Source organism: Micromonospora sp. DT229 (assembly GCF_049844505.1).
GTDB lineage: Bacteria > Actinomycetota > Actinomycetes > Mycobacteriales > Micromonosporaceae > Micromonospora.
Genome location: NZ_JBNCLD010000017.1, coordinates 55,636 through 68,317, shown reverse-complemented (window position 1 = coordinate 68,317; position 12,682 = coordinate 55,636). Strand labels below are relative to the sequence as shown.

The 12,682-nt window shown below is 68.7% G+C and carries 10 protein-coding genes; 3 read left to right on the top strand and 7 right to left on the bottom strand.

The annotated features are described in order from the left end of the window. Positions 1-43: 43 nt before the first annotated feature. The 6 genes from ACLQ2T_RS22890 to ACLQ2T_RS22865 form a co-directional block, all read right to left on the bottom strand. On the bottom strand, positions 44-862 hold the full coding sequence (locus ACLQ2T_RS22890; protein WP_425768405.1) for an ABC transporter permease: 819 nt from the start codon (positions 860-862) through the stop codon (positions 44-46). Next, complete coding sequence (locus tag ACLQ2T_RS22885; RefSeq protein WP_425768404.1) at positions 859-1,833, bottom strand: ATP-binding cassette domain-containing protein; 975 nt, start codon at positions 1,831-1,833, stop codon at positions 859-861. The genes ACLQ2T_RS22890 and ACLQ2T_RS22885 overlap by 4 nt, the downstream gene beginning before the upstream one ends. 373 nt (positions 1,834-2,206) lie before the next feature. Beyond that, positions 2,207-3,358, bottom strand: a complete 1,152-nt coding sequence (locus ACLQ2T_RS22880) for an epoxide hydrolase family protein (protein WP_425768403.1) — start codon at positions 3,356-3,358, stop codon at positions 2,207-2,209. 39 nt (positions 3,359-3,397) lie between these two features. Next, entirely contained in the window at positions 3,398-4,234 is an 837-nt protein-coding gene (locus tag ACLQ2T_RS22875; RefSeq protein WP_425768402.1) for an alpha/beta fold hydrolase, read from the bottom strand. 204 nt (positions 4,235-4,438) lie between these two features. Beyond that, on the bottom strand, positions 4,439-5,149 hold the full coding sequence (locus ACLQ2T_RS22870) for a winged helix-turn-helix transcriptional regulator (protein WP_425768401.1): 711 nt from the start codon (positions 5,147-5,149) through the stop codon (positions 4,439-4,441). Between the two features lie 92 nt (positions 5,150-5,241). Continuing rightward, positions 5,242-6,477 carry a cytochrome P450 family protein gene (locus ACLQ2T_RS22865; RefSeq protein ID WP_425768400.1) on the bottom strand — a complete coding sequence of 412 codons (1,236 nt, stop codon included), beginning with the start codon at positions 6,475-6,477 and terminating at the stop codon, positions 5,242-5,244. Positions 6,478-6,837: 360 nt separating this feature from the next. On the opposite strand from ACLQ2T_RS22865, the gene ACLQ2T_RS22860 reads away from it, so the two are divergent. From ACLQ2T_RS22860 to ACLQ2T_RS22850, 3 genes are all read left to right on the top strand, one after another. Beyond that, complete coding sequence (locus ACLQ2T_RS22860; RefSeq protein ID WP_425768399.1) at positions 6,838-8,022, top strand: acyl-CoA dehydrogenase family protein; 1,185 nt, start codon at positions 6,838-6,840, stop codon at positions 8,020-8,022. 31 nt (positions 8,023-8,053) lie between these two features. Then, positions 8,054-8,488, top strand: coding sequence for an SgcJ/EcaC family oxidoreductase (locus ACLQ2T_RS22855; protein WP_425768398.1), 435 nt, complete (start codon positions 8,054-8,056; stop codon positions 8,486-8,488). Positions 8,489-8,582: 94 nt separating this feature from the next. Beyond that, complete coding sequence (locus tag ACLQ2T_RS22850) at positions 8,583-10,313, top strand: (2,3-dihydroxybenzoyl)adenylate synthase (protein WP_425768397.1); 1,731 nt, start codon at positions 8,583-8,585, stop codon at positions 10,311-10,313. A 51-nt stretch (positions 10,314-10,364) separates the two neighbouring features. On the opposite strand, the gene ACLQ2T_RS22845 is transcribed toward ACLQ2T_RS22850, so the two are convergent. Continuing rightward, complete coding sequence (locus tag ACLQ2T_RS22845) at positions 10,365-12,674, bottom strand: ATP-binding cassette domain-containing protein (protein WP_425768396.1); 2,310 nt, start codon at positions 12,672-12,674, stop codon at positions 10,365-10,367. Positions 12,675-12,682: the final 8 nt, after the last annotated feature.

Below are 12,682 nucleotides of genomic sequence, written 5' to 3'. Positions count from 1 at the left end.
CGGACCGGTCGCCGGTCCGACGCCCATCTGCCAGTCTGCGGTGTTACGACACGCGGCGCTTGAGTGCGCGAACCGACAGCGGCGCAAACACGATGACCAGGACGGCGATCCACACCAGTGTCCAGGTGACCGGACCGGCGACCGGACCACCATTGATCAGGCCGCGGGTCGCCTGCAGGAGGACGCCGACGGGATTGACCTCGGCGAACCACTGCAACCAGCCGGGCATCGTTTCTGGCGGGGAGAACTGGCCACTGGCGAAGCAGATCGGCAGCAGGACCGACAGCCCGAATAGGTTGACCTGCTCCGGGTCTTTGGACGTGACCCCGATCAGTACGGCGACCCAGGAGAACGCGACAGCGAACAGCAGGATCAGCCCGATCGCGGCGAGCGTTCGGACGACGCCCGTCTCGAACCGGAAGCCGAGCATCAGGCCGATCAGGAACGACACCACGATGGTCCAGAGCTGCTTGAACTGGTCTGCGATGACCCGCCCGGCCAGCGGCGCCCAGCGGGCGATGGGCAGTGACTGCAACCGGTCGAAGACCCCCTTGGTCAGGTCCGAGTTGAGCCCCTGCCCGACGGTGAGGGTGGTGAACAGCATGTTGCCGACCAGCACGCCGGGAATGAGGAACTGCACGTAGGTCTTTATGTCTCCGCCGATCGCGCCGCCGAAGACGAACGCGAACAGCAGCGTGAAGACGATCGGCTGGACGCTGAGGTCGGCCAGGTCGGCCGGGTTGTGCTTGATGCGGACCAGGGTGCGCCAGGCCACGGTCAGGGACTGAGTGAACCCGGCGAGCGGATTGGCGCGCGTGGTGAGCTTGGTCGAAGCCGGGATGGTCGCGGTCGAGGCGGTCACGCCGCCACCTCCTCGGTTTCCTTGGTGGACGACTCGCTCTCGGTGGCGGGGCGCCCGGTCAGCGACAGGAAGACCTCGTCGAGACTGGAGCCGCGCAGTGACAACTCCCGGATCGAGATGCCCTCCTGGTCGAACTGGCGTACGGCGAGCGGAAGGGCGGACGGGTCGGCCGCCGGCGCGGTCACCAGTGTGCCTTCGACATCCGGCGCAGTGCCGGTGATCGCGAGGACCACCTCGGCCACCTTCTGCACGTCCGCCTCGTCGACCGGACGCACGGCGAGGGTCTGGGCGCCGGTCTTGGCCTTCAGCTCGTCGGGGGTGCCCTGGGCGATGACCTTTCCGTGGTCGACCAGGACGATCTCGTCGGCGAGCGCGTCCGCCTCTTCGAGGTACTGCGTGGTCAGCAGCACCGTGGTGCCGTCGGCGACCAGGCGGCGGACCAGGTCCCACAGTTCCAGCCGGGCTCGGGGATCGAGCCCGGTGGTCGGCTCGTCGAGGAAGAGCACGCGGGGGCGCCCCACCAGACTGGCGGCGAGGTCCAGCCGCCGACGCATGCCGCCGGAGTAGGTCTTGGCCGCGCGGTTCGCGGCGTCCTCCAGGCCGAAGCTGGCCATCAGCTCAGCGGCCCGAGCGCGGGAATCGGCCCGGGACATTCCGAGTAGTCGGGCGATGAACAGGAGATTCTCGGTGCCGGTGAGCGTCTCGTCGACAGCGGCGTACTGGCCGGTCAGACCGATCACCTGACGTACGGCGTGCGCCTCCTTGACGACGTCGTGACCGGCGACGGTGGCGGATCCCGAGTCGGGAGTCAGCAACGTGGCGAGAATGCGCACGGTGGTGGTCTTGCCCGCCCCGTTGGGACCGAGCAGGCCGAGCACCGTGCCGGCGGGAACGGCGAGATCGACACCGTCGAGGGCTATCGTGTCGCCGTAGCGCTTCGCTAACCCTTCGGCCCAGATTGCGTGTTCCATCAAACGGTGCTCCCTGTCAAATTCGTGCTGGTGTGGCTGCGTCGGTTAGGCGCGAACCGGGTGGGCGGTCAGGTGATCGACCAAAGTGGTCAAATCTGCGACGGTGCTGCCCCGTTCTGCACCTTTCTACCAGCACGTTGGTTTTCTTTCCAGAGTAGACTGCGGGATCGCAACGATCTTTCCGCTGCAATTGGCGCCTGTCGCACCCTGTGTGCGTGTTTCACCGCCGGTCGGCCGGGTGCGGCCCGTGGCGGAAACACGGGAGCGGGCAACGGTCTGGTGGACCGATGCCCGCCCCCGCAGGTCAGGGCTCTCCGGAACGGCGACGACGGCGCCAGCGCTGTCGGCGCGGCTCCGGGCGACCGCGGCCGATCTAGCAGCCGGCGGCGATCGCGGCGAAGGTACGCAGGTCGTTCACGTAGTCGTCCGGGCGTTCCATGGCGGGGAAGTGGCCGCCCTGGTCGTACTCCGCCCAGTGCACGATCCGGGTGGCCGCCTTCTCGGCGAGGCTGCGGATCGGCAGCGCGATGTCGTGGGCGTAGCTCGCCACCCCCACGGGCACGGTGACCGGTGGCGGCGCCATGCCGCTCATGGCCATCCGCATGCCCTCCGCGCTCTCGTAGTACAGCTGGGCCGAGGGTGCGGCCGCGGCGGTGAGCCAGTAGATCATCACATTGGTCAACATCTGGTCGCGGTCGACGACCTCCTCCGGGGCGTCCTTGGCGTTCGTCCAGTCCTTGAAGCGCTCCACGATCCAGGCGAGCTGCCCGACCGGCGAGTCGGTGAGGCCGTACGAGATGGTCTGCGGGCGGGTGCTCTGCACCATGCTGTATGCGGACAGCTCGGCGTTGAACCGCGCCAGCAACTGGAGCTTCGCCTGGTCACGCTCGTCCAGGGTGGCCAGGAGGGCGGGGTCCTGCGGCGGGATGGTGAGCAGGAAGTTGGTGTGCACACCGATGATGTGGTCCGGGGCCATCATGCCCATCGCCATCGAGATCATCGAGCCGAAGTCGCCACCCTGGACGAGGTACCGGTCGTAGCCGAGCTGCCCCATCAGCTGCAGGTACGCCTGCCCGACGCGGCCGATCTCGAAGCCCGGCGCCAGCGGCTGGGAGAAGCCGAAGCCGGGGATCGAGGGCACCACCACGTGGAACGCGGTGGCCGGGTCGAGGCCGTGCGCGCGGGGGTCGGTCAGCGGACCGATGACGTTCAGGTACTCCACGAACGATCCGGGCCAGCCGTGGTTGAGCATGAGCGGAACGGCGTGCGGCTCCGGCGACCGGACGTGCAGGAAGTGGATGGTGGTGCCGTCGACCTCAGTGATGAACTGCGGGAACTCGTTGATCCTCGCCTCGTGGGCACGCCAGTCGTACTGCTGGTGCCAGTAGTGGACGAGCTCCTTGAGGTAGCTCACCGGCACCCCGCGCTCCCAACCGCCGTGTTCCGCCGGCCAGCGAGTGTTGGCCAGTCGGGACGCGAGGTCGTCGAGCGTTTCCTGCGGGATCTCGATACGGAACGGCTTCACGGCATTTCCTATCGCCTGAGCGGGATGGGGTCGGGAGTGTCAGGAGGTGAAGAACGAGGTGATCAGCGGGCCCGTGGTCTTCTGGTTGAGCACGTGGCTCTCCCCGGGCTCGCGGTGGTGCGTACCGTTGGGTAGCCCCTCGGCCAGCGACTCGCATGCAGTGAGTATCCACTGTGGGCTGTCGCCGCCGTCGATTACCAGCGTGGGAATCTCGATGGACGGCAGCAAATCGACCGGAACCGGGCTGTAGTCGATGCCGAGGGTGCAGTCGTAGACCAGGGTCGGGGCCAGGGCCAGGAACGCGTCCCAGATGGGGTGCTGCTTGAAGTAGCTGATCGTCTCCTCGGAGAACCGCACCGACTCGCGGTAGAACAGCTCGACCGCCTCGGCGCGGCGGTCCTCGGCGAGCAGTGCCTGCAGCCGGTCCATGTAGTCGTCGGACACAGGCGGGGACTCGAACGGCGGCTCGTACAGGGCCATCTTGGCCACCGGAAGCCCGCGGGCGGCGGCGTGCACGGCCAGCATCCCGCCGGTGCAGTTGGCGAAGAGGTAACACCCCTCGCCGGCGGCGCGCACGACGGCCTCCATGTCGGCCAGTTCGAGGTCGACCGTGAACTCGTCCGGATTGCCGTCGCCGCTATGCCCACGTCCACGCCGGTCGTAGTTGTAGACCGTGAAGTGCGGGGACAATTGGTCCACCAGTTCGGCGAACATCGCGGCGTTGTTGAGCCCGCCGCCGGTCATCACCACGGGCGGCCCCGACCCGGACTTCTGGTACGTGATCGGTACGCCGTCGGCCGAGATCACCGTCTCGACGGCGGCAGTCGAGCCCAGTCGGAGGTTGCCGAGTTCCGCTCCCATTGTCGAATCAACCATCAGATGCCTCCTAGCGGATCGGGTAGGCAGGACCGCCGACGGATGGTCGACTCGACGACCCCGCGACTCAGGGCATCGTCGCACCGCGTCCGTGCTGTCCTCGTCTCCGCACGTGCGCAACCGCGATCAGAGAGCGGGTGCGGGTGTGATCCGTCCAGTCGGCGCGCAGCGCACCGGTGGCGGTGGGCGGTGGGTGCGGTGGGCTCAGCCGGCGTGGACGGTCGCCGCGCCTGCTCGCGCCTGCTCCAGCACGCCCTGCGACACGGGCAGCGAATCGATGTGGAACATCTCCACGAACCGGTCGAGCAGCTCGGCGTCGCCGCAGACCCGCACCAGCCCGTCGGCGAGCGCCTGCTCCGGGGCTACCTCGCCGGCCATCAGCCGCCGCAGCGCCGGGCCGGTCTCGATGACCGCATCCGCGCCGGGCAGCGGACCGACGTCGGTGACGGCCAGCTCACCGTGGTCGACCACGCAGTGCACGACGGCGGGACCACACCGCAGTTCGAAGCTGACCAGCCGCGGGGGCGCGGCGTGCGGCTGGAACGTGGCCCGCAACGCGATGACGAGCGAGTCGGGGGTGATGACCTCACCCTCGGTGGGATCCCGCAGGGCGCGCGCGCCCCAGGCGCCCAGGGAGAGCAGGATCGGTTCCAACTGAGCGCCGTAGTCGGTCAGCTCGTAGACCACGCCCGAGGCCGGTCGGGGCACGACCCGCCGACGGATCAGGCCGTTGGCCTCCATTTCGCGCAGCCGTGCGGAGAGGACGTTCGTCGGGATCCTGGGCAGCCGCTGTAGGTCGGTGAAGCGCCGGGGACCGACCAGAAGATCGCGGATGATCAGCATGGCCCAGCGCTCACCCACGAACTCGAGCGCGCGGGCCAGCCCGCAGTACTGCCCGTAGGTTCTCCTAGCCACGCATTCAGGCTAGCAGCATTGCTTTGTTGCAGCGCGCGTGCTCGTGTCAAGCACGGTCACCGGCCGTCAACGGCCGGTGACCGTGTGTCGTGTTACCGGGCGGGCGAGGTCAACCGCACGGGTAGCGTCTGGTGTCCGTTCATGATGAAGGTCGGCAGCGGCTTGAGCTCCGTGGCCGGCACGGCCAGGCTGAGGTCGGGGTACCGCTCGAAGAGCATCGACAGGCCGATCGTCGCCACCATCCGGGCGATGCCCGCCCCGAGGCAGTAGTGCGGACCGTGACCGAAGGACAGGTGGGTCTTGTCGCTGCGGGCCAGGTCGAACTCGTCGGCCGTCTCACCGTGCAGCGCGGGATCCCGGCCCACCGCCGCGTAGTTGATGAGGATCGGGTCACCCTGGGGGATCGTCACCCCGTCGAGCTCGATGTCCTCCACGGCGTACCGCAGGGGTAGGTGCGCCAGCGGCGATTCGACGCGCAGCACCTCGTCGATCACGTCGTCCCAGGTCGCCGCGCCGGTACGGAGCAGTTGCAGCTGCTCCGGCCGGCTCAACAGGGCGGTGATCGCGTTGTCGAAGAAGTTGATGGTGGTCTCCGAGCCGGCCCCGAGGATCGCGAAGATCGTGTCGGCCAGTTCGGCCTCGCTGAGCCGGGAGCCGTCCTCTTCCCGGGCCGCGATCAGGTCGGTGGTGATGTCCTCGCCCGGGGTGCGCCGCTTGGACTCGATGAGGTCGGTCATCGCGGCCCGCCAGCCCTGCAGCACCGCCTGCGCCTCCTCGGGGCTCACGTCGGTGTGCACCATCATGTCGATCACCTTCGAGCAAGCCGCCAGGGCCGTCTCCGACATGCCGATCAGGCTCGCCACCAGCATGGCCGGCAGCGGATAGGCGAAGCGCTCGCGCAGGTCGACCACCTCACCCGGCGGGGTGGCCTCGAGGTCGTCGAGCAGCTTCGTGCTCAGGGCCACCACCTGCGGGCGCAGCGCCTCCGCGCGGCGTTGGGTGAAAGCCTTGCCTACCAGTTTGCGCAGTCGTACGTGGTTCTTGCCGTACGCGGTGACCATGTTGTCCATCGCCACCCAGCTGATCATCTCCCAGTCCGGCGGGATCTCGCCGTTGATGAAGGCCGGCCAGTGATTGCGGGCGCTCTTGGTGACCCGACGGTCCATGAGCAACTCGCGGATGACCTCGTGCCGGTTGATCGACCACGCCTTCACCCCGCCGGGCAGTTCGACCAGGACAGCCGGCCCTTGCTCGCGCAGCCGTGCCGCCTCCCCATGGATATCCTGTCCGGTGACGTCGAGAGCGGCGAACGGACACTTGTCATTCATGGGCATTGTCCTCCAAGTCGGATCGAGTGCTGCTGGCCGGTGACGCTTCAGACCGCCCCGCCGTAGCGATCATCCGCCGCACCACCGTGCAGGCGCCCGCCGAGCCCGCTCGTACGCCGGATGTTGATCCACGCCATCATCGAGCGGCGTGTGCCGCCCGAGCATCTTCCGGCGTGCGATATCCGGTGTCCGGCGTCCCGGACCCGACGGACTACATCAGAGCGTCGCCGTTCCGACCGCACAGCGAGAGATGCACTGGTATCTCGTCCGATGAGACGGTCGTCGCGTGCGGATGGGCGGATGGCCAGCGCCGTGTGTCCCGCCGGTGGCTCGCCCGACCTTGACTATCCCGTAGGAGGAATGGTGCTGGAAACCGACGTCCGGTCACCGGAGCAGCTCGTGGAACGGGCCTCCCAGATCGTCCCGACGCTCAAGAAGAACGCCGCCTGGACGGAGGAGAACCGGCGGCTGCACGACGAGACGATCGAGGCCCTCGCCGACGCCGGGGTGTTCCGGCTGCGGGTGCCGAAGCGCTACGGCGGCTACGAGGCGGACGCCCGCACCCTGGTCGAGGTCGGGGCGGTCCTCGGTCAGGCCGACGCGTCGCCGTCGTGGGTGTCCTCGGTCTACTGGATCCCGACCTGGATGGCCGGCCTGTTCCCCGACGAGGTGCAGGACGAGGTCTTCGCCACGCCCGACGTGCGGATCTGCGGCACCCTAAGCCCGAGTGCCATGGCCGCGCCGGCCGAGGGCGGCATCGTCGTCAACGGGAAGTGGGGCTTCATCAGCGGCGCCCACCACGCCCACTGGCAGGAGATCGTGGCGGTCCTGATCACGCCCGACAGCCAGCCGCTGCCGGTGGTGGCCCTGGTGCCCATGTCCGAGCTGCAGATCGTCGACGACTGGCAGACCTCCGGGCTTCGGGGCACGGGCAGCTTCAGTACGGTCGCGCAGGACGTCTTCGTGCCCCAGGCCCGGGTGCTGCCGCTGCCGATGGTCCTACAGGGTCAGTCCGCCTCGGCGGCCAACGCCGGCAGCGCCATGTACCGGTCCCCGCTGCTTCCGGTCGCGTCGGCCTCCTCGGTCGGCACGCTCGTCGGGCTCGCCCGGGCCGCCCGGGAGGCGTTCCTGACCCGGCTGCCCGAGCGCAAGATCACCTACACCAACTACGAGCACCAGGCCGACGCCCCGTTGACCCACCTCCAGGTGGCCGACGCGGCGGTGCGCGTCGACGAGGCCGAGTTCCACGCGTACCGGTTGGCCGACCTGGTCGACCAGAAGTGCGCCGAGGGCTCGCAATGGACCATGGAGGAACGGGCCCGGGCCCGGGGCGTGATGGGTGCCGTCGGTGCGCGCGCGAAGGAGGCGGTGGACATCCTGGCCGGGGCCAGCGGTGGCACGTCCATCTACGACGGTGTGCCGATCCAGCGCATCGCGCGCGACGCGCACGCGGCGAGCCTGCACGCGCTGATGCACCCCTCGACCAACGCGGAACTCTACGGCCGCGTGCTCTGCGGCATCGAGCCCAACACGCTGTACATCTGACCAACGGCCCGACGAGAGAGCGAGGCGAAACATGACCACCAGCACTCCGGCGTCAACTGTCGCGGGACCCACCCCCGAGGAGCAGGCCGAGATCGCGGCCGTACCGGCCCAGATGATCAAGCACTGGGCGGCGCACGACGCGGACGCGTTCGCGGACCTGTTCGTCGAGGACGGCACCCTGATTCTGCCCGGCCGCTACAAGAAGGGTCGGGAGGCGATTCGGTCGTTCATGGCGAAGTCGTTCCAGGGCCCCTACCAGGGCAGCCGGGTCATCGGCGAGCCCATCGACATCAAGCCGCTGGGACCCGGCGCGGTCGCGCTGATCACCCAGGGCGGTGTCATCCAGGCCGGCGAGGAGCAGTTGACCGACAAGGCGGCCATCCGGGCCTCCTGGATTCTCGTCAAGCGCGACGGGCGGTGGCGGCTGGCCGTCTACCACAACTGCCCGCGCGACCTGCCGGCCTGACCCCATCCACTCGCGCCGACCCCACCGCCGGTGCCGACGGCCCAGCCGTTCGGCACCGGCGGTTCCGGCACCACGGCGACCATGAGGAACGGCGATGACCATGAGTGACATCAGGCCGAGCGCGGCAGGTACCGTCGGGTGGCCGCCGGAGATGGTGCGGCGGTACGTCGCCGCGGGTTACTGGGATGGCCAGACGCTCACCGCGCCCGTCATGGCCGCCGCGGCGGCCACCCCCGAGGCCGTCGCGCTCGTCGACGGCGCGGTCCGGTTCAGCTACCACGAGTTGGCCGCCCGGGTGGACGGGGCCGCGCTGCGACTGCGCGGGCTCGGGCTGTGCCCCGACGACCGGCTGCTGATGCAGCTGCCGAACGGGTGGGAGTTCGTCGTCCTGACCCTGGCCTGCCTGCGCCTGGGAGTGATCCCGGTGTTGGCGCTGACCCCGCACCGGCACCACGAGATGTCCTACCTCGCCGAGCACGCCGAAGCCCGGGCGATCGCCGTACCCGCCCGGCTCAGAGGCTTCGACCACCGGGAGATGGCCCACGAGATAGCGCGGGCCGTTCCCACGGTGCAACGGATACTCGTGTCCCCCGGCGACTCGGACGCCGTGGCGGTCGGTGCCGCCGCCGACCGTGCCGCCGATGACTCCGATCTGCGCGCTTTGTGCCAGCCTGCGGAAGACGTGCCGGCCGCCCGCACGCACCTGGACGCCACCGCCCCGGACAGTCGCGCGGTGGCGCTCATGCTGCTCAGCGGCGGCACCACCGGCCTGCCGAAACTGATCGCGCGGACCCACGAGGACTACGGCTGCCATGTGCGGCGGACCGCGGAGATCAGCCAGTTCGGCCCGGACACCGTCTACCTCGCCGTGCTGCCGATGGCCCACAGCATGTCACTGGGCATGCTGCTCGCCACGCTGCGCAGCGGCGGCCGGGTGGTCGTCGCGTCGTCACCCGCGCCGGAGACCGCGCTCGGGCTCATCGAGCGGGAGCGGGTCACCGCCACGGCGGTGGTGCCGGCGATCGCGCAGAGCTGGCTGAACCACCAGGAGGCCGATCCCCGCCACGACCTGCGGTCGGTACGGTTCCTGCTCGTCGGTGGCGCCCGGCTTCCCGACCAGGTAGCCGAGCGGATGGTGCCGACCCTGACCCGCAATCTCCAACAGGGGTACGGGATGGCGGAAGGACTGGTCTGCCTCACCCGGATCGGTGACCCGGACGCCGTCACCACCCGGACCCAGGGGAGGCCGATCTGCGCCGACGACGAGATCATGCTGGTGGACGAGGACGGACGTCGCGTACTGCCGGGTGAATCGGGAGTGCTGCTGACCCGGGGGCCGTGCACCCCGCGCGGCTACTACCGGGCGGAGGAGCACAACGCGCGCGCCTTCGTCGGCGACGGGTGGTTGTGGACCGGTGACATCGTCCGGATCCGGGACGACGGCAACGTGATCGTCGAGGGCCGCGAAAAGGACATGATCAACCGAGGTGGCGAGAAGGTCTCCGCCGAGGAGGTCGAGAACCTGGCGTACCAGGTGGACGGGGTCGCCTTCGCCGCCGCGGTGGCCATGCCGGATCCGGACCTCGGCGAGCGCGTCTGCCTGTACGTCGTGCCCCAGGACGGTGCCCAGGTCACCCTGGCCGCCGTAAGGTCCGTCATGGAAAGCGCGGGGGTCGCCCGGTTCAAGTGGCCGGAGCGGCTGGAACTGGTCGCTTCACTGCCGAGTACCAACATCGGAAAGATCGACAAGAAGGCCCTGCGGTCCGACGTCGCCGCCCGGCTCGCTGCGGAACTCGACCGGTCGACGGCAGCGCCCGCCGCCTGAGCCACCGGCCGGGGTGGGACACTGATCGCGGCGTCCCACCCCGCCGGGGGATCAGCGCCCGGACTTACCAGCCGGTGCCGGCTTCTTCGACCAGCCGACGTAGTCGCGCAGGTGCTGGGCGGTCAACGAGTCGCTGGTGGTCACCAGATCGTTCGGAGTGCCGGTGAACACCACCTCGCCGCCGTCGTGCCCCGCCCCGGGGCCCATGTCTATGATCCAGTCGGCGTGGGCCATGACCGCCTGGTGATGCTCGATGACGATCACGGTGTTGCCGCCGTCGACGAGCCGGTCGAGCAGGGCGAGGAGTTGGTCGACGTCGGCCAGGTGCAGGCCGCTGGTCGGCTCGTCGAGTACGTAGGTCGCCTTCTTCTCGGCCATGTTGATGGCCAGTTTCAGCCGCTGGCGTTCACCGCCGGAGAGGGTGTTGAGCGGCTGACCCAGGCGTAGGTAGCCCAGGCCGACGTCGGCCAGTCGCTCGACGATCGCGCGCGTCGGCCTGGTGTCGAAGTAGTCCAGCGCCTCCGTCACCGACATGTCGAGGACCTGGCTGATGTCCTTGCCGTTGAGCTTGTAGGTGAGCACCTTCGGGGTGAACCGCTTGCCGTCGCACTCCTCGCAGACCGTACCGACCGAGCCCACCATGGCCAGATCGGTGTAAACCATGCCGATGCCCTTGCAGTTCGGGCAGGCGCCCTCGGAGTTGGCGCTGAACAGGGCGGGCTTGACGCCGTTGGCCTTGGCGAACGCAGCGCGTACGGGGTCGAGCAGGCCGGAGTAGGTGGCGGGGTTGCTGCGCCGCGAGCCGCGGATGGGGGACTGGTCGACCAGCACCACGCCGGGGTGGTCGGCGAGGGAACCACGGATGAGCGAACTCTTGCCGGAGCCGGCGACCCCGGTCACGACGGTGAGTACGCCGAGCGGGATGTCGACGTCGACCTTCTTGAGGTTGTGCAGGGTCGCCTTCCGGATGGGCAGCACTCCGCTGGCCTCACGCGTCTTCTCCCGCAGCTCGACCTTGTGGTCGAAGTAGCGGCCGGTGAGCGTGCCGCTGGTGCGCAGCCCGGCGACGTCTCCGGTGTAGCAGATCGTGCCGCCGCCCGAGCCGGCGCCCGGACCCAGGTCGACCACATGGTCGGCGATCTCGATGACCTCGGGCTTGTGTTCCACGACAAGCACCGTGTTGCCCTTGTCGCGCAGCCGTCGCAGCAGGTCGTTCATCCGCTGGATGTCGTGCGGATGCAGCCCGACGGTGGGCTCGTCGAAGACGTAGGTGACGTCGGTCAGACTGGAGCCGAGGTGGCGGATCATCTTCACCCGCTGCGACTCACCGCCGGAAAGCGTGTTCGTCGCCCTATCCAGGCTGAGGTAGCCCAGTCCGATCTCGACCATGGAGTCGAGTGTGTCCCGCAGACTGGCCACGAGCGGGGCGACCGAGGCGTCGGTGATCCCTCGGACGAACTCGGCCAGATCACTGATCTGCATGGACGAGCAGTCGGCGATGTTCTTTTTGTCGATCTTCGAGGAGCGGGCGGCCTCGTTCAGTCGCGTACCACCGCAGTCGGCGCAGGTGGTGAACGTGACGGCGCGGTCGACGAAGGCGCGGATGTGCGGCTGCACCGACTCGCGGTCCTTGGACAGGTAGAGCCGCTGCACCTTGACGATGAGGCCCTCGTAGGTGATGTTGTGGTCGCCGCTTTTGATCTTCGTGGCCGGCTTGTGGAGGAAGTCGTCCCACTGGGCCTTGGTGAACTTCTTCAGCTTCACGTCCGGGTCGTAGAACCCGGACTTGGCCATCTGCTGCCAATACCATGAACCGACGTTGAAGTTGGGCACGATGATCGCGCCATCGTTGAGCGAGCGTTCCTCGTCGACGAGCTGCGTGATGTCGATGTCGGAAACCTCGCCGAGCCCCTCGCACCGGGGACACATTCCTTCGGCGGTGTTGAAGCTGAACGCGGAGGACGTGCCGATGTGTGGCTTGCCCAGTCGGCTGAAGACGATCCGGAGCATGGCGTGGGCATCGGTCGCGGTGCCCACCGTGGAGCGTGAGTTCGCGCCCATCCGTTCCTGATCGACGATGATCGCCGCACTCAGGTTGGTCAGCGCGTCCACGTCCGGACGGCTGCGCTGCGGCATGAACTGCTGGAGGAACGCCGTGTAGGTCTCATTGATCAGCCGCTGCGACTCGGCCGCGATGGTTCCGAAGACCAGCGACGACTTGCCCGATCCGGACACCCCGGTGAAGACCGTCAGCCGCCGCTTGGGAATGTCGACCGAGACATCGTCGAGGTTGTTGGCCCGGGCGCCGCGTACCTGGATGAGGCCATGCGTGTCGGCGGGGTGCTGACTCGTCTTGCTCATGACCACAC